The sequence below is a fragment of the Paraburkholderia sp. USG1 genome (assembly GCF_031570135.1).
Classification (GTDB): domain Bacteria; phylum Pseudomonadota; class Gammaproteobacteria; order Burkholderiales; family Burkholderiaceae; genus Paraburkholderia; species Paraburkholderia dioscoreae.
Map to the genome: position 1 here is coordinate 139,216 of NZ_JAMWXW010000003.1, position 16,444 is coordinate 155,659.

Genomic DNA, 16,444 nt, shown 5'->3' on the forward strand with positions numbered 1-16,444 from the left:
CTCGCAGCCGGCCGCTTATCGCTGCCGCGTTGCCCATCGCCCATCGGCGGTCGCATGAAAACGCCGAAACGTCTACTCCCGCTGGTCGAAGAAGGCCTGATCGACGAAGTCATCTCACAGTTGATGAGCGGCAAGGAAGCTACCGTCTACGTGGTGCGCAGCGGCGAAGCCACACGCTGCGCGAAAGTGTACAAGGACGCCAAACAGCGCAGTTTCCGTCAGGCCGCGTCCTATCGCGAGGGCCGCAAGGTCAAGAACAGCCGCCAGCAGCGCGCCATGGAAAAAGGCAGCCGCTACGGCCGCGAAGTACAGGAACAGGCCTGGCAGAACGCCGAGGTCGACGCCTTATTCCAACTCGCCAACGCGGGCGTACGTGTGCCGCAGCCTTTCATCTGCACCGACGGCGTGTTGCTGATGGAACTGGTGACCGACGCTCAGGGCAACGTCGCGCCGCGTCTGAACGACGTCGAAATGACCGAGGCACGCGCGCTCGAATTGCATGCGCTGCTGTTGAACCAGGTGGTGCGCATGCTGTGCGCCGGCATGATTCACGGCGACCTGTCCGAATACAACATTCTGCTTGCCGCCGACGGCCCGGTCATCATCGACCTGCCGCAAGCGGTGGACGCCGCCGGTAATCTCGAAGCGCCCGCCATGCTCGAGCGCGACGTCAACAACCTCGCCACGTATTTCGGCCGTTTCGCGCCGGGGCTGCTCGACACCAGCTACGGCAAGGAAATCTGGGCGCTCTACGAGGCGGGCGCGTTGCATGTCGACGCCGTGTTGACCGGCCACGTCGAAGCGGACACCACGCCGATCGATCTCGAAGCCGTGCTCCAGGAACTGGAAGACACGCGGCTCGACGAAGAAGCGCGCCTGCGCTACGAGCAGTCGCTGCACAGCGGCACCTGAGCCGTTGCCGCGAGCGGCAAGGGCAACAGCAACGGCAACCGCGCAGCGGTTTGCCACCGCGTGAGATCTCGCCAGGGCGTGGGGTTCAAGCCACCTCGCCGGATCCCGCTAGGGCGTGGGGCTCAAACGTACCGCTTCGATCGCGGCCGCCGCCACACCCGGCGCCGGCCCCACCGACTCGCGCATCGTCACGCTGACCGGAAACTCGCGGAAAATCTCCCACGTGGTCCGGTAGCACTGGTTGAGCAGCCAGCGCACGGCGTTCTGCGTCAGCTCGGCGGTGGGAATATGCACCGACGTGAGTCCGGGCGCGGCGTACGCAGCGGAGTAATCGTCGTCGTAACCGATCACTGACACCTCGTCGGGAATCGCAATGCCCGCCTGGTGAAAACGCGCCAGCGCGCTCACGGCCATCGTATCGTTCGCGCAGAACACGCCGGTGAAGCGGCGTTTCGTATCGAGCAACTTCTGCGCGGCGGCGTAGCCGCCTTCCGGCGAGAAGTCCGATTCGATCAGCGTGACCTCGTCGCGCGCAATGCCCTCGCGGGCGAGTTCGGCAAAGAAGCCTTGCAGACGCGTCTGGTTGTCCGATGCGGTGAAAGGGCCGGAAATCACCGCGATCTCGCGGTGCCCGTGATCGAGCAGCGTGCGCGCCGCCAGCTCGCCGCCACGGTGATGGTCGGCGCAGAACGACGCCTCCGGCAGCTGATCGAACGCGCGGTTCAGGAACACCATTTTCGGGTGCATACGGTGCAGCATGATCAGATCCTCGTCGTGCAGATCGTGGCTGATCACCACCACGCCATCGCAATCGCGGCCGATCAGAAAGCGCACCGCCTCGATAGCCTGTTCGCGCGGCGACACTTCTCCGCAACCGGTCGCCACCACCACATGACGGCGCACCGCGCGCAGTTCGGTGTCGGTCTGCTTGAGAATCGTGCCGTAGTAGGAGCCGAAGAACGTCGGCACGAAAATGCCGACCATGCCGAGCGACTGCGTCGCCATTGCCCGGCCGATGGAAGACGGACGAAAGTTCAACTGCTCGACGGCCGCCTTCACGCGGGCGGCCGCATCCGCCGAGATGGGGCCTTTACCGGAAATGGCGCGCGAGGCAGTCGACATGCCCACGCCGGCCAGTGCCGCGACATCCTTGAGTGTTGCCACGCGGTTCTCCGTCAGGCATGTTGTATTTCGAGCGACGCCGCGTGGCGGCGCTACAAACGATGGCCGTTCGCTTCGTCGAACAGAGAGACATGTGTGCCGTCGAACGAGAACGCCACGGTGTCCCCCACCGCCAACGGCGTTTTCGTCTGGTCGATCGACGCGACCTGCTCTCCATGATAGTCGAGCCAGATAACGCGGTGGTTGCCCATTGGCTCCACCAGCGAAACTTTTGCGCGCCCGCTCGCGCCCTCGCCCACCCGCACGTCTTCAGCCCGCACGCCGAGCACGCACGGCGACGCATTGGCCGGCGTGGTCCTGAACGGGTAATTCGACACGTCGAGCTGCCAATGTCCTGCGCAGAAATGCAGCGCGCCGTCGCGCGCTTCGAGCGTGCCCTTGAGCAGGTTCATCGCGGGCGTGCCCAGAAAGGTTGCGACGAACAGGTTGTCGGGGCGCGCGTAGACTTCGGCGGGCGTGCCGAACTGCTGGATCACGCCGCCGCGCATCACCGCCATGCGGGTGGCGAGCGTCATTGCCTCGACCTGATCGTGCGTGACGTAAATCATCGTCGCGCCCAGACGTTGATGCAGTTGCTTGAGTTCGCGGCGCAGTTCGGTGCGCAATTTGGCGTCGAGGTTCGACAGCGGTTCGTCGAACAGGAACACGTCGGCTTCGCGCACGATCGCCCGGCCGATCGCCACCCGCTGCCGTTGACCACCCGAAAGTTGCGCCGGTTTGCGCTTGAGCAGCGGCCCGAGTTGCAACATTTCGGAGGCCCGCGCCACGCGCCGCGCAATCTCCGCTTTCGGTGTGCCGTTGATGCGCAGCGCGAACGACAGATTGCGCTCCACGCTCATGGTCGGATAGAGCGCATAGGACTGGAACACCAGCGCAATGCGCCGGTCTTTCGGGTCGGCCCAGGTCATGTCTTCACCGGCGATCTCGATGCTGCCGCCGGTTACGTCGATCAATCCGGCAATGCTGTGCAGCAAGGTGGATTTGCCGCAGCCCGAAGGTCCGAGCAGCACGACGAATTCACCTGCCCGCACGTCGAGGTCGAGGTTTTCGATCACCGTGTTCGCGCCCAGCCGGATGGTCAGATTGCGCACGGCGACGTTGGCCGGATTCGCGAGGGCCGCTGCGTGTGCCGCGGCGGGACTGTTCGCCATGTCTGCCACGTCCGCTGCGTCTGCAGCGCTTGCGACCGGAGTTGCCATCACGTTTACCGGATTAGCCACGTTTGCCATTGCCCTATCCCTTGACGGCGCCAGATGCAATACCGCGCACGAACCAGCGGCCCGAAACGAAGTAGACCGCGAGCGGCACCATCGAAGTCAGAATGGTCGCCGCCATGTTGACGTTATAGAGGCGTTCGCCGGTCGTCGTATTGATGATGTTGTTCAGTTGCACTGTCATCGGCAGGTTCCTGGTGCCGGCGAACACGAGGCCGAGAATGAAGTCGTTCCAGATGCCCGTCACCTGCATGATGACCGCCACCACGATGATCGGTGTGGACATGGGCAGCATCAGTTGCAGAAAGATACGCCAGAAGCCGCCGCCGTCGATGCGCGCCGCCTTGAACAGTTCCTGCGGAACCGACACGTAGTAGTTGCGAAACAGCAGCGTCATGACCGGCATGCCGAAGATGGTGTGGATCACCACGATACCCGGCAACGAACTGAACAGATGCACGCTCGCCAGCATGCGCACGAGCGGATAAACCATCACCTGCACGGGGATGAACGCGCCCATCAGCAGCACGCCGAACAGCAGGCCGGCGCCGCGTGGCCGCCAGAACGACAGCGCATAGCCGTTCACCGCGCCGATCGCGATCGACAGGATCGTGCTTGGCACGACAATGCGCACCGAGTTCCAGAAACCGACCTGAATGCCGTTGCAATCGAGCCCGGTGCAGGCGGACTGCCACGCGGTGCTCCACGCGCTGAGCGTGAAATGCGTGGGGAATGCCAGCAGATTGCCCAGACGGATCTCGCTCATCGGTTTGACCGAGGTGACGAGCATCACATACAGCGGCAGCAGGAAGAACAGCGCCGCCGTCAGCAGAAATGCGTAGATGCCGAGACGCGCCGGAGTGAACGACGCGCGGCGCGGCGCGCCGCCCTTGAGCGGTGGACTGAGCGTATTCATCACACCTCCCGGCGACTCGCCGCACGGCTGCGGGCATAGAAGAACGGTGCGAGGATCGCCAGCACCGTGGCCAGCAACACGATCGACGCCGCCGACGCGAGCCCGATATTGGCGCGGCCGAACAGATAGTCCATGATGAACTTCGCCGGCACTTCGCTCGCCGTGCCGGGGCCGCCTTGCGTCATCGCGACCACGGCGTCGTAGAGCTTCACGACCATCACGAACAGCAGCACGAAGGCGGTGGAGATCGACGGTCCGAGCATCGGCACGACGATGCTCACGTAGACCCGCCAGCGCGGAATGCCGTCGATACGCGCGGCCTTCCACAGTTCGTCGTCGATACCGCGCAGGCCCGCGAGCAATAACGCCATCACCAGACCCGAAGCCTGCCATACCGTCGCGATCACGATCGTATAGATCACCCAGTCCTGATCGACGATCCAGTCGAAGCGCGCGTGCGCAAAACCGAGCTTGTGCAGCACGGCCTGCGCGCCCAGTTCCGGGTTCAGGATCCACTGCCACACGAGCCCCGTCGCCACGAACGACATCGCGTACGGATAGAGAAACACCGTGCGCAATGCGCCTTCCGCGACCACGCGCTGATCGATGAAAATCGCCAGCAGCAGACCGATCACCATGCACGCCACGATGAAGCACACGCCGTAGATCACGATGTTCTGCAGCGACAGCAACCACCGGTCGTTATTGAAAAGCCGCGCGTATTGCGTGAAGCCCGCGAAATCGCCGGAAGGAAACGTGCGCGAATTGCTGAGCGACACGCGCGCGGTCCACAGCATCGTGCCGAAATAGGCGAACACGACTGTCAGGACCATCGGCAGCAGCGCCAGCCACACCGCGAACGGAAAGCGCTTTTTGAGCGGCTTTTTCAGCCTTGCTTTCCTTGCCTTCGATCCGGTGGCCGGCAGCTTGAGCGCGTGCATGGGGCGCACCTAGCTCTTCAACGCACTGGCAAACGCCTTCTGCGCGTCGTCGACCGACTGGTTCTTGTTCCAGAAGTTGGTGATGACGTCGATCAACGCGCCCTGCGTGTCAGGCGAGAGCAGCATTTCCGGATTCGGCAACTGACGCGACTTGTCTTTCATGATCGCAATGCCCTCCTTCGCGCAGATGTCGAGACTGCTGGCGTCCACGTCGGGACGAATCGGAATCGAGCCTTTCTTCGCGCTGAATGCGACTTGCGCGGCCGGCGAGGTCATTACCGTGGCAAGCAGATTCTGCGCCTTGATCGTGGTGGGGTTGTCCGTTTTCGGGAACACGAACACGTCGCCCGCGACCAGATACGGCGAATGCGGACCGAAACCCGGGAAGCAGCCAAAATCTTTACCCGCACTCTGGTTGGCCGCCGAGAATTCGCCCTTGGCCCAGTCGCCCATGATCTGCACGCCCGCTTTGCCGGAGATCACGAGCGCGGTGGCGTCGTTCCAGTTACGGCCAGGCGAGCCGGCATCGACGAAATCGTGCAGACGTTTGAACGACGCCAGCACTTTCTTGAACGCATCCGACTTCACCGCATTCATGTCGTGATCGCGATACACCTTCAGATACAGATCGGCACCGCCCACGTCCGCCAGCACCGCGTCGAACGTGATTTTCTCCTGCCAGGGCTGGCCGCCGAGCGCGAGCGGAATCACGCCCGCGGCTTTGAGCTTGCCGAGATCGGCGATGAATTCGTCGTAGCGCTTCGGCTCGGCGGTGATACCCGCTTTCTGGAACACCGGCTTCGAGTAGAAGAACCAGGCCGGCATGTGGATGTCGACGGGCGCCGCGTAGTAATGCCCCTTCACCTTGATGCTGTCGAGAATCGACTGCGGGAACACGGCGTTCCAGTTCTCTTTCGCCGCGACCTCGTCGACGTTGTTCAGCAAGCCCTGATCGATCAGATCGTGAAATTGCTTGGACGTATTGAACTGCGCGGCCGTGGGCGGATCGCCGCCGACGATCCGGTTGATCGCCGTGGAGCGCGCCTGATCCGCGCCCGCCACCGCGTTGTCGACCCACTGGCCGCCGGCCTTGTTATACGCATCGGCGAACTGGCGAATCGCGGCCGACTCGCCGCCCGAGGTCCACCAGTGAATCACGTTGGCCTTCAAAGGCTCCGCATGCGCGACGACGCCGTACAACGCCAGTGCCGCAACTATGCCTCGCAAGACCATTTTTCTACGATTCATTTTGTCTCCCATCCCATGCAAAGCATATCGATAGTTGCACCAGGCCCAGCATCCTTGTCTCAACCCGACATCCCAACCATCCTCCTCTGCTACTCCCTTCGTGCCTTGCGCTCCTTCAGGAATTTCGACACCAATTCGGCACTGTGTTTAACCGTGCGTTTCTGAGTCGCGTAATCCACGTGCACGACACCAAAGCGCCGCTCGTACCCGAACGCCCACTCGAAGTTATCCATCAGCGACCAGAGAAAATAACCGCGAATCTCCACGCCTGCCTTGATCGCTTCATCGACCGCGGCAAGATGGCGCTTCAGAAACGAAATGCGTTGAATGTCATCCACCCGGCCGTCGATCACCTTGTCATCCGAAGCCATACCGTTTTCGGTGATGTAGATCGGCGGCAGATTCCGGTACGTGGCCTTGAAGCCGATCAGCAGATCGCGCAAGCCGTCCGGATACACTTCCCAACCCATCTGCGTGCGCTCCACGCCTTCGAGCGGCACTTCCCTGAAACCATGCGCACCGTCGCTCGCGACATTGGTGCGGAAATAGTAGTTCATGCCGAGAAAGTCCAGCGGCGCGGCAATGGTTTGCATATCGCCGCCCAGCACCAGCGGCTCGGTGCCGGGCCACAGGCCGAACAGATCCTGCGGGTAGCGGCCTTCGAGCAGCGGATCGAGAATCCATGCGTTGTGCTGCACCTCGAACAGATGCGCCGCGCGCCGATCGGCGGCGCTCTCGCTGTTGGCCGTGCCGCGTCCAATGTTGGCGACGATGCCCTTCTGCGAAGCCGGATCGTTGGCGCGCAGCACCGGCATGGCGAGACCGTGCGCCAGCAGCAAATGATGCATGGCCTGCGTGGCATAGCGCGCGTCGGCAAGCCCAGGCGCGTGATGGCCGTTGCCGTAGCCGAGATACGCCGAGCACCAGGGTTCGTTCAGCGTCATCCACCCGTCCACGCTGCCGGCCAGTTCGCGACTCATGAGGTCGGCGTAATCGGCGAAACGGTATGCGGTATCGCGGTTGAGCCAGCCGCCGCGATCTTCCAGATGCTGCGGCAAGTCCCAGTGATACAGCGTGACGAAGGTCGCGATGCCCTTCTCCTTGAGCCGTGCCAGCAGGCGCTTGTAGAACTCGAGCCCTTTGCGGTTCGGCACGCCGGCCGTATCCATCACGCGCGGCCAGGCAATGGAGAGCCGGTAGCCTTCGAGACCGAGCCCGGCCAGCATGTCGACGTCCGCTTCCCAGCGATGATAGTGATCACAGGCCACGGCACCGCTGTCGCCGGCCAGCACCTTGCCGGGTATTGCCGAGAAGGTGTCCCAGATGGACGGCAGACGGCCGTCTTCGTTCACCGCGCCTTCGATCTGATACGAAGCCGTGGCCGCGCCGAGCAGAAAGTTCTTGCGCCACAACGACGAGTCCGCGGACGGCGTGAAAGGATCGGCGAACGATTGGGAATGGGGAGAGAGAGCGTCGGATACAGCGGATGCGTCGTTTGCCACGGATTCTCCTGGGTGGTTGAACCGGGTACGGCGAAAGTCCTGCACAGCCCGATCTGAGGCTGAAGTGGAAGCGCTTCCACAACGACCAGCGAACGATAGCAGCGGCGGCTTCAACGCAGCAATCAGGGTTTGTCTGGAGCGGCGCTGGCACGCGCGGCGTCACGATGCGCCGCGCATGGTGGGCCTCTTGCGGGCCTCTTGCGGGCGGCACTGCCAACGCGCCGGAAGCGCACCGGGCGCGATGTCATGCGCCCGGCGTGATGAAGCTCAAGGCCTGGTGGTGGCGGTCAGGTTGAACTCGCCGCTGTCGTAGGCATCGCAATATGCTTTCCAGTCTGCCGCCACCTGGGCCTCGCATTGCATCGCGATGTCGACCAACGGCAACTGCCAGTCGCGGCGATTGCCGAACGCGATCAACTCATCGGCGATCGACGATTTCTGCCGGCCGCCGCTGCGCAGATGCGCCCACGCGCTCAACCCGGCCATGTTGTTGACCACCTCTTCGAGACGCGGCAGCTTGCCGTCCCAGTCGCTCAACGCCACGCGGTCTTCCGAAGGCTGCAGACTGCGCAACACATAGGATCGCTGATTGAATTCGACAGCATGCAGGAATGCCTGCGAGACCGCCTGATTACGCCGCTGAATTTCCACCACGCGCTGCGCTTCCGTCTGCCAGGCCGGTTGCGGCGTACTCAGGTGCGGTGTGACGGACGAAGGCAGCGCTTCTTTCAGATCGATCAGATAGTTGCCGTCCGGCGAGCCTTTACCCTCGACGAGAATCACATAGCGGTCCACGCCGAGACTCCCCGTGCCGGCAATCCGCCGCGCGACGTCGAGAATACGGAAGAAGTCGGGATTGGGCTCGCCCGCGGCGAACTTCAGCATGAATTGGGTGACCGCGGCACGCTGGGTGTCGCCGACCGCCAGCGCTTTCTTGCCGTCCACTTTCAGCGTGCGGGTCTTGCCTTTGAGCGTGGTGCGCCGGTCCAGATGTGCAACCCGTGTGCGGCTGGCGAGTGCGACGAACAGATCGCGGACCATACCCGTCGCGGTTTCCTCCTCGATCCAGCGCGATTTGCCGTCCGCGAGCGCGGCGCCATACGCTTCCAGAGCGGTGTGGCACAACGCCAGCGCCTGCGCGCGGCTCAGCTTGAGATCGCTCGCGCCGACCAGCACACTCGTCAGCAGACGCACCAGTTCGTAGAGATTCGGCGCGAGGCAGGCTTCGTCGAAATCGTTGTTATCGAAGTAGATCAGGCGATTATCGGCCTTGTAGCTGCCGAAATTTTCCAGATGCATGTCGCCGCAGATCCATACCGGCGGCGCGTCGTCGAGCGTCTTGTCGCGCGGCAGGCGTTCGTAAAACAGGTGGCAGGTGCCGCGCAAAAACACGAACGGCGAAGTGCGCATGGCCTTGTATTTCATCGCAAGCCGCTCGGGATCGCGCCCTGCGTTGAAACTGGCGATGGTCCTGGCGACATCGAACATGAGTTTCCCCTGAATATGCGGCTGAGTGCGGCTCGACCATCGTTCAATGCGAACGCATGGAATCCGCCAGCGCGTGCAGATTGAGCGGCTTCACGCGAATCACGCCGCCGCGTGGGCTGTCTATGTCGGCAATCAGCGTGAACGATAACGACACCACCAGCGGTACGATCAGCAGCAATCCCGCTCCCGCTTTCAATGCGCGCGCGCCGTAGCCGACCAGCAGATTGGCGCCCATTGCGATCAACGCCATGAGCGCCCAGGCCGCGTACGGAATGCGATTCCACCACGCTGCCTGGGTATAGCCCTGCGTATTGAGCACATCGTTCATTCCTGAAACGGCGAGCGCGACGACCGGCGTGGGCTGCGCGGCGGCCGCCTGTCTCACAGTAGACCACATTGCGCCCTGCAGGCGCTCGGTCTCGGCGTTGACCTTCGCCAGTTCCTGCGCGTCGCGCGTGGTATAGAACAGCACGCGCTCATCGAGGTAGTTTTTCAGCAGGCCGCGCACCGCCGCCGCGTCTGCCGCCGGCAACAGGTCCGCGCGAACGTATTCGGTGCCGATCGCGTTCGCCTCTTCTTCCTCGTAATTCTTGCGCTGGTCGTAACGCCCCACCGCCATCGAAAAAGTGAAACCGATGATCAACGCAAGCAACGTCAGCGTAGCGGCCTGAATCACGCTGAAGTCCTCGCGGGCCTCGTCCTCGATTTTTCTGAAACGCCGCAGAAGCGCGGCGCCGAGACGGGCCGACATCCACATCAGTACAAAGGACACGATGAACACGAGCGCCGGGTAGTCGAGGATATTTTGCATGGCGAGCGTTTTTCTCAGAGCGGGTGGGCGGGAAGCGCTTTCTGACAAGGCATCGACGTGTAAGACTGCTACATGATAAGCGCCGCAGCCGAGGCGTGGACAGGGGCGCGGCGCCTGTTCGCGAGCATGGCCGAAAGACGCCGAACGAGCGAACCCATTCACCCGGCGCAACGCGGTGCTAAGCCGTTTCCCGCGCGCCGAACTTCTTGCGATACGCGGCCGGACTCGTCAACGCAATGCGCCGGAAATGCCGCCGCAACGATTCCTCGGAACCGAATCCCGCCAGTTCCGCGACGCGCGCCATCGGCAGCAGCGCCTGCGCTTCGAGCAGTTCGCGCGCAATGGCCACACGCTCGCGCACGAGCCACTCATAAGGCGCCATGCCGGTGGCGTCGTGAAACTGCCGCTGCAATGTGCGTGGACTCATCGCCGCGCGCTCGGCGAGCGAACGCAAGGTGTGCGGCAAGGCAGGATGACCGCGCACCCAGTCCATCAGTCTGGACAGACGCCCGCTTTCGTCCTGCGGCATGGGGCGCGGCACGAACTGCGCCTGCCCGCCCTCGCGATGCGGCGGCACCACGAGCCGCTGCGCGACCCGGTTCGCGACCGCGCTGCCGTGATCGCGCCTCACCAGATGCAACAGCATGTCGAGCCCCGCCGCCGAACCCGCCGACGTGATGATCCGCCCTTCGTCGACATAGAGCGCGTCCGGCTGCACGCTCAATTGCGGATAGCGCTGCTGCAATTTGTCGGCGTAGCGCCAATGTGTGGTGACGGTCTTGCCGTCGAGCACCCCCGCAGCCGCGAGAACAAATACGCCGGAGCAGATCGAACAGATGCGCGCGCCGCGCTCGTAAGCCGCGCGAATCTTCTTCAGCAGCGGTTTGGGTGGCACTTCGTCGGCGTCGCGCCAGCCGGGAATGACGATCGTGTCGGCGCGCTCCAGCAACCTGAGCGTGTAAGGCGCGGCGAGGGTCACGCCTCCCGCCGCGCGAATCGGGCCCGGTTCGCTTGCGCAGACCGCGAAGCGATACCAGTCCACGCCGAGTTCGGGACGATCGAGCGCGAATAGCTCGGTCACACAGCCGAATTCGAAGGTGCAGAGCCGGTCGTAAGCAAGCGCAACGACGAGATGATTGTGCATGGCGTGATGTTACCGGAGATTGATGATTCCGCCACCTACCCCGCCTGGAGCATAACGCCACAACGAAAAGCTCCTGATATCCATGCGCAATACAGGTGAGAGAAATGCGAAAGACCGCGAAAGGATCTGTCGTCGCGCCGTGTTTCGCATTGACTGATTCAACCTGCCTCACCTGGCCGCGTCATAGATCATTTTTTTTCGTTGCCGGTAGCTAGCTGGAAACCCTCGTCGAGCCAGCCGGTAACGCCGCCGATCATTACCTTGACCGGGCGGCCTAATTGGGCAAGTTTGATTGCGGCACGCGTCGCGCCGTTACAGTGAGGGCCCGCGCAGTAAGTGACGAAGAGCGTATCGGGCGAATACCCGGCAAGCTTCGACGCCACGATCTTGCCGTGCAGAAGGTTCACTGCGCCCGGCACGTGGCCGCGTGCGAAAAGTGCGGGACTACGCACGTCGAGCAATACGAAGTCGACGGAAAGCGGATCGGCACTTTCGAGTGCGGCTTGCACATCGGCGCAATCGGTTTCGAACGACAACAGGGTACTGAAGTGAGCGAGTGCGGCAGCGCTGTCGGCGGGTGGAACGGTCGAGACCGGGGACATGTGAATCTCCTTCTGCGTGTAGGGTTGCAACGCATTGTCCGGGTCTCATGCACGATCAGCTAGCGGCGTGAATGACATATTCCGGTAAGATCACGCCACGTCGAACAGCCGCGCTCGAGGTTGTTGCGGCTGGGCGTTCGCCGACATTGAACGTCTAGCTGCCCTCACCGGCCGTTCGTGGCCGGCGGATCAATCATGAGGTGCCTCGATGCTGACCGATCGCAAACAACACAGAATCACCAGGCGTACCGAAGGCCCAGATCGCCCTGCACGCCCTGACGCCGCCCCCTCCGTCCGAGCCGCCCACCGCGAACTTGGTAGCCCGCCTGGGCATAGAAGCTCAGACACAGGCTCATCTTCGCCGTGACACCGGCCGCGTAGCTTCTTCTTCCAATGGCACCTCATCCGCGCTGAACATCGTCGATGACCTGGATCTGCGGTTCCAGCACAAAACCCGGTCCGAGCGGCAACGGTACGGGGTAACCGGCTTCCACCGACGTGACGAAACCATTGCCCGTGGTCGGCAACCGGGCGGATTGCGTGGTCGCCTCGCCCTGATAGGACGTGCCCTGAAACACTGCGTCGACGTACCAGCCGGTGGGGCCGTAGTGTGTCCAGTACGCGCCGCCGGAATACGCATCGAGATTCAGTTTGCCGGTGCGAGTCAGGACGTAGGCCGTTGCCGCCGCATTGGTGACAAGACCGTCTACGTCAAGGTTGCTGTTGCCATGAGCGAAATAGACCCCGGCAATGTCGCGATGCCCGGCGAGAAAGCTGCCGTCATCGGCCTCACGCAAGAGCCAGTCTGACTCATACATATTTGTCGATGACTGGCGTTTGCGCAAAGATTAAATCGGTGACCGCCCAAATTTTTCACATGGCCGGAAAGACACTCATCGAATACATGGCATTGATATTGCTCTTCCAGAACACCTTTCAGATCAGGAACGAGAGAACCGCCGTCAATGTTTGTCTATCGCACGACGCCGTCAAGGCTGCACGATCGCGATATCGTAAGGCCGCGCGCCGACCCCGAACGGGCTACCAGGAATATCGGTCAACGCACCGGTGGTCTGATTGATCTGCTTGATACCCACGGTGATGTGGATGAAATTTGCCTCGAACAGCAACGTGCCTGTTGGATCGAGCGTGACAAAGACAGCACCGCCGCCGCCAACCGTATCGATATCGCCGGCAATCTGCGTCAGTGCACCCGAGGTGGCGTCAACGCTATAGCTTAAAACAGCGCCGTCCTGGCCGGTCGCCACGAAGGCAAGCGTGCCTGAGGCATTGAAGGCGGTGTTCATCGATGCGCCATCCTGATACGCGTAGCCCATCGCAAACGGACTTCCAGCGATGGCGGTCAGGACTCCCGTCGATTGATCGATGCTGAAGCCTGTCACGTTGCCTTGAGCATTGGTGGCGTACACGTGAGTCCCTGACGGATCGGTCGTGATGCCCATAGGCTGATTCCCGCCATTGGAAAACGGGCTGCCGGCCACCGGTGTCAAAGCGCCCGTGCTTGCGTCGATGCTATAGACAGAAATCGCCGTTCCGTTCTGATCCGCCACGAAAGCGAAGGTACCGGCCGGATTGATCGCCACCTTGGTCGGTACCGAGTCTGTTGCGAATGGGCTGCCGGGCACTGGGGTCAGCGCGCCCGTGCTACGGTTGATGCTAAAAACCGAAACCGTATTGCTGTTTGCATTGGGAATAAAGACCAGTGTGCCGGCCGGGTTCACGGTGACGGAATTCGGGGTGGCGCCAACCGGATAAGGACTGCCCGGAAGTTGCGTCAATGCGCCTGTGCTGTGATTGATGCCATACACCGACAGGGTGTTCGCACTCTCACTCGGAACGAAAGCATAGGTGCCGCTAGCGTCCACAGTGATCCAGCGGTCCTGCGCGCCGGCTGCAAAGGGGCTGCCCGGAATGGTCGACTGTGCCCCTGTGACGGTGTCGATCGTGTAGCCCAGGATTTGCCCGTTGTTATAGTCGGGCACATACATATAGATTGGCCGGCTCGTTACCACGCATTGGACCGCAACGTTGCTCACGTTAGCCGTGACACCGCCGGCGCTACCATTCGTGACAGTGCATGTCTGATTGGTCGGTTGGGTGCCGACCGTCACGTTGTAGTTCCCGCCATACGCCACAGGCGTGGCAAAGGAGAAACTGCCGTTGCTGGCGATGGTGGTCGAGTCAGCGCCGTTGTTCTGCAGCACGAGCGTACCGCTGAGATCCGTCACGCTGCCGCTGATGGTGTAAGTTTCGATGGCGCAAACGACGTTCACATTAGTGACGTTGGCGGACACACCGCTGGCGCTGCCATTCGAAACCGTACACGTCTGCCCGCTGGGCTGCGTCGCGACGCTGACGTTGTAGCTGCCGTTGTAGGCGATTCGCCCGGCGAAGGTGACGTTGCCATTGCTGCTGACGGTGGTGGCATCGCCGCCGTTGTTCTGGAGCACGACCTGCGCCCCGCCCGCCAGACCAGAAACGTTGGCGCCCACGGTGTAGCTGTTGGCCGAGCAACTCACAACCACATTGGTTATGTTGGCTGTGGCGGCCACGCCGGTGCCCTGACCCACGCTGCAGGTCTGGCCGGCAGGCTGACTGCCCACGCTGACCGTGTAGGCGCTCGCGATCGGCGTCGAGAATCTGAAGGCGCCGTTGGCCGGCACGACCAACGCATTGGCTCCATTGAGCAGCAACGTCATCGGGCCGCCCGATAGCCCGGAGACCTGACCGCCCACCGTGAAGCTAACGTTGGAGGTTACCGTCGAACCGCCTGAACCGGTCGAGCCCGTGGTCGGGGTAGTCGGCAACGAAACACGAACCGATAGCCCTGCGCCCGACGCTGGCGCAATCTGCACGCTCGCGGAGGTCGGCGCCGTTAAGGGATAGGCGTCGAAGAAGGCATCGATGCCTTGACCATCGGCGGCGAATGACGTGGCTCCTGCCGAGAATCCACTCGTCTGCACACCGTAAGTGTTCTGCAGAAGCAGCAGCAAGGATGCCGTCAGCACGTCCGACCGCGCCCGCTGGTATTGCGCGCTCGTCACTTTGGACAGCAAGGCCAGCGCTTGCGCCGCGGTAGCCGGGGCCGGGGTGCTTGTCACCATGCCGGCGGAGGCGTAGGCAATCAGGGTCGTCAGCGGATCGATATTGACGACGCCGTTGATCACGGGCGTTCCCTGCACAGGAACGGCAACGGCCATCAGCGAAACACCGGAGGGTATGGTGTATCCCTCGACCGAGAAGGCGGCTGCGCCTGCTGCGCAACGGCTCGTATCCATCGTATAGGAACCGTTGCTCGACGTCGTCGCTTGCGCGCACAGTCGACCTGTCGAATCTACTGCCTGAACGGTCCGACTGACAACCGGACGGCCGTAGGCCGCAGTACCTGTGACGCGATAGGTTGCCGCTGGAGTTGTTGCAGGCTTCGCTGTGTTCGAATCGACCGAGCCGCTGCATGCAGCAAGCACACCGCTGACGAAGATGACGATCAGGAAACCGAAGAAACTACGGGAAAGTGGTGGATGACCTTGCATGTTCATTGTTTTCTACTTATGTCGGCGTCGGGGAGGTGTGCCGGATTATGTGATCGAAATGCCAGGCAAAACGAAATCGGTGAGATAAGAACGTTTCAGCGTTGCATGCGGGACACTAACGTCCATTGACGGCATCCTTTAAAGGTGCTACGTCCATAGCGTTTGGAGAATGAGGGGCTGAAGCCAGAGCGGTAATTACAATTATCTGCCGGGCTGTATGTCGCGCGGTGCTGCGACTCGCGTGCTGCTGATTACCGACAGGTAGCGCCCCGCCATGAACCGACATGCCGTGTGAGGCAGAATTCGCTTTGGGCGCCCCACAGCGAGTACCCGATGCGGATGTCGGGCGGCCCAATGTAGACACTTGCGAGAATTCAAATGATTCAAATGAGACAACCGGAAGACGCGCCCCACGCGTTTCAGACCGCCTGGAACAGTCACGACATGGAGTCCCTCGGAGCACTGTTCCACGAAGATGCGACATTCGTAAACCGGTTCGGGCACTACGTACGCGGCGTCGAGGCGATTATCAAGCTGCATGCACCCATCCACGCAACCATCTACAGCGATTCCACGCTGGAGAACGAACTGATCGACGTGATCGCGATCGGTGACGATGCGACGGTCATGCACTTCTGGAGCCGGCTCACGGTTGGCGCGGCCCATCCGGCGGGGTCGCACGCTGTCGACACGCTGATCCTCGCGGTGCTGACACGGCAGGCTGGCGAGTGGCGAATCAAGGCGCTCGAGAACGTCACGCTGACGAATCCTCGCACGGGAGAAGCTATCTTGAGAGACGGTCAGGGACTCTGATCGAGCGGAGACATTATTTCCACGACGTGCATGGACGTAGGCAATTGTCTGCCTGCGGGCGGATTGAGTGTTCGTCGTGGATCGATATGCGATCGACGTGTCCGGCAGACCGATGGG

14 protein-coding genes are annotated in these 16,444 nt (G+C 62.2%); 2 read left to right on the plus strand and 12 right to left on the minus strand.

The window, feature by feature from the left end:
- The first annotated feature begins 54 nt into the window (after window positions 1-54).
- The gene (locus tag NE850_RS05280; RefSeq protein WP_007176715.1) at window positions 55-912 is read left to right on the plus strand and encodes a PA4780 family RIO1-like protein kinase; all 858 of its coding nucleotides are present in this window, start codon (window positions 55-57) and stop codon (window positions 910-912) included.
- Window positions 913-1,020: 108 nt separating this feature from the next.
- Here NE850_RS05280 and NE850_RS05285 read toward each other — a convergent pair whose 3' ends face one another.
- The 12 genes from NE850_RS05285 to NE850_RS05340 all read right to left on the minus strand — a co-directional run bounded on the left by NE850_RS05285 (window position 1,021) and on the right by NE850_RS05340 (window position 15,520).
- Window positions 1,021-2,076: a substrate-binding domain-containing protein gene (locus NE850_RS05285; protein ID WP_007176714.1), complete on the minus strand. Its 1,056-nt coding sequence runs from the start codon at window positions 2,074-2,076 to the stop codon at window positions 1,021-1,023.
- Window positions 2,077-2,126: 50 nt separating this feature from the next.
- Window positions 2,127-3,323, minus strand: a complete 1,197-nt coding sequence (locus tag NE850_RS05290; protein ID WP_165188092.1) for an ABC transporter ATP-binding protein — start codon at window positions 3,321-3,323, stop codon at window positions 2,127-2,129.
- 4 nt (window positions 3,324-3,327) lie between these two features.
- On the minus strand, window positions 3,328-4,224 hold the full coding sequence (locus tag NE850_RS05295; protein WP_165188090.1) for a carbohydrate ABC transporter permease: 897 nt from the start codon (window positions 4,222-4,224) through the stop codon (window positions 3,328-3,330).
- Window positions 4,224-5,165, minus strand: a complete 942-nt coding sequence (locus NE850_RS05300; protein WP_310698508.1) for a sugar ABC transporter permease — start codon at window positions 5,163-5,165, stop codon at window positions 4,224-4,226. The genes NE850_RS05295 and NE850_RS05300 overlap by 1 nt, the downstream gene beginning before the upstream one ends.
- 9 nt (window positions 5,166-5,174) lie before the next feature.
- Window positions 5,175-6,413 carry an ABC transporter substrate-binding protein gene (locus NE850_RS05305; protein WP_007176710.1) on the minus strand — a complete coding sequence of 413 codons (1,239 nt, stop codon included), beginning with the start codon at window positions 6,411-6,413 and terminating at the stop codon, window positions 5,175-5,177.
- An 89-nt stretch (window positions 6,414-6,502) separates the two neighbouring features.
- Complete coding sequence (locus NE850_RS05310; protein WP_310698509.1) at window positions 6,503-7,915, minus strand: GH1 family beta-glucosidase; 1,413 nt, start codon at window positions 7,913-7,915, stop codon at window positions 6,503-6,505.
- 267 nt (window positions 7,916-8,182) lie between these two features.
- Window positions 8,183-9,403: a DUF2252 domain-containing protein gene (locus NE850_RS05315; RefSeq protein ID WP_007176708.1), complete on the minus strand. Its 1,221-nt coding sequence runs from the start codon at window positions 9,401-9,403 to the stop codon at window positions 8,183-8,185.
- Window positions 9,404-9,446: 43 nt separating this feature from the next.
- Entirely contained in the window at window positions 9,447-10,214 is a 768-nt protein-coding gene (locus NE850_RS05320; RefSeq protein ID WP_007176707.1) for a hypothetical protein, read from the minus strand.
- 178 nt (window positions 10,215-10,392) lie between these two features.
- Window positions 10,393-11,358: a transcriptional regulator FtrA gene (gene ftrA / locus NE850_RS05325; RefSeq protein ID WP_007176706.1), complete on the minus strand. Its 966-nt coding sequence runs from the start codon at window positions 11,356-11,358 to the stop codon at window positions 10,393-10,395.
- Between the two features lie 188 nt (window positions 11,359-11,546).
- Complete coding sequence (locus NE850_RS05330) at window positions 11,547-11,960, minus strand: rhodanese-like domain-containing protein (protein ID WP_007176705.1); 414 nt, start codon at window positions 11,958-11,960, stop codon at window positions 11,547-11,549.
- A gap of 401 nt (window positions 11,961-12,361) precedes the next feature.
- Window positions 12,362-12,778, minus strand: a complete 417-nt coding sequence (locus NE850_RS05335) for an autotransporter outer membrane beta-barrel domain-containing protein (protein ID WP_035516534.1) — start codon at window positions 12,776-12,778, stop codon at window positions 12,362-12,364.
- Between the two features lie 171 nt (window positions 12,779-12,949).
- Window positions 12,950-15,520 carry a beta-propeller fold lactonase family protein gene (locus tag NE850_RS05340; RefSeq protein WP_165188082.1) on the minus strand — a complete coding sequence of 857 codons (2,571 nt, stop codon included), beginning with the start codon at window positions 15,518-15,520 and terminating at the stop codon, window positions 12,950-12,952.
- Between the two features lie 381 nt (window positions 15,521-15,901).
- On the opposite strand from NE850_RS05340, the gene NE850_RS05345 reads away from it, so the two are divergent.
- On the plus strand, window positions 15,902-16,327 hold the full coding sequence (locus NE850_RS05345; RefSeq protein ID WP_232292830.1) for an SgcJ/EcaC family oxidoreductase: 426 nt from the start codon (window positions 15,902-15,904) through the stop codon (window positions 16,325-16,327).
- Window positions 16,328-16,444: the final 117 nt, after the last annotated feature.

Coding starts and splice junctions, on each gene's coding strand:
- NE850_RS05280 (WP_007176715.1), top strand. CDS start 55: ATGAAAACGCCGAAACGTCTACTCCCGCTGGTCGAAGAAGGCCTGATC.
- NE850_RS05290 (WP_165188092.1), bottom strand. CDS start 3,323: ATGGCAAACGTGGCTAATCCGGTAAACGTGATGGCAACTCCGGTCGCA.
- NE850_RS05295 (WP_165188090.1), bottom strand. CDS start 4,224: ATGAATACGCTCAGTCCACCGCTCAAGGGCGGCGCGCCGCGCCGCGCG.
- NE850_RS05300 (WP_310698508.1), bottom strand. CDS start 5,165: ATGCACGCGCTCAAGCTGCCGGCCACCGGATCGAAGGCAAGGAAAGCA.
- NE850_RS05305 (WP_007176710.1), bottom strand. CDS start 6,413: ATGAATCGTAGAAAAATGGTCTTGCGAGGCATAGTTGCGGCACTGGCG.
- NE850_RS05315 (WP_007176708.1), bottom strand. CDS start 9,403: ATGTTCGATGTCGCCAGGACCATCGCCAGTTTCAACGCAGGGCGCGAT.
- NE850_RS05320 (WP_007176707.1), bottom strand. CDS start 10,214: ATGCAAAATATCCTCGACTACCCGGCGCTCGTGTTCATCGTGTCCTTT.
- ftrA (WP_007176706.1), bottom strand. CDS start 11,358: ATGCACAATCATCTCGTCGTTGCGCTTGCTTACGACCGGCTCTGCACC.
- NE850_RS05330 (WP_007176705.1), bottom strand. CDS start 11,960: ATGTCCCCGGTCTCGACCGTTCCACCCGCCGACAGCGCTGCCGCACTC.
- NE850_RS05335 (WP_035516534.1), bottom strand. CDS start 12,778: ATGTATGAGTCAGACTGGCTCTTGCGTGAGGCCGATGACGGCAGCTTT.
- NE850_RS05340 (WP_165188082.1), bottom strand. CDS start 15,520: ATGAACATGCAAGGTCATCCACCACTTTCCCGTAGTTTCTTCGGTTTC.
- NE850_RS05345 (WP_232292830.1), top strand. CDS start 15,902: ATGAGACAACCGGAAGACGCGCCCCACGCGTTTCAGACCGCCTGGAAC.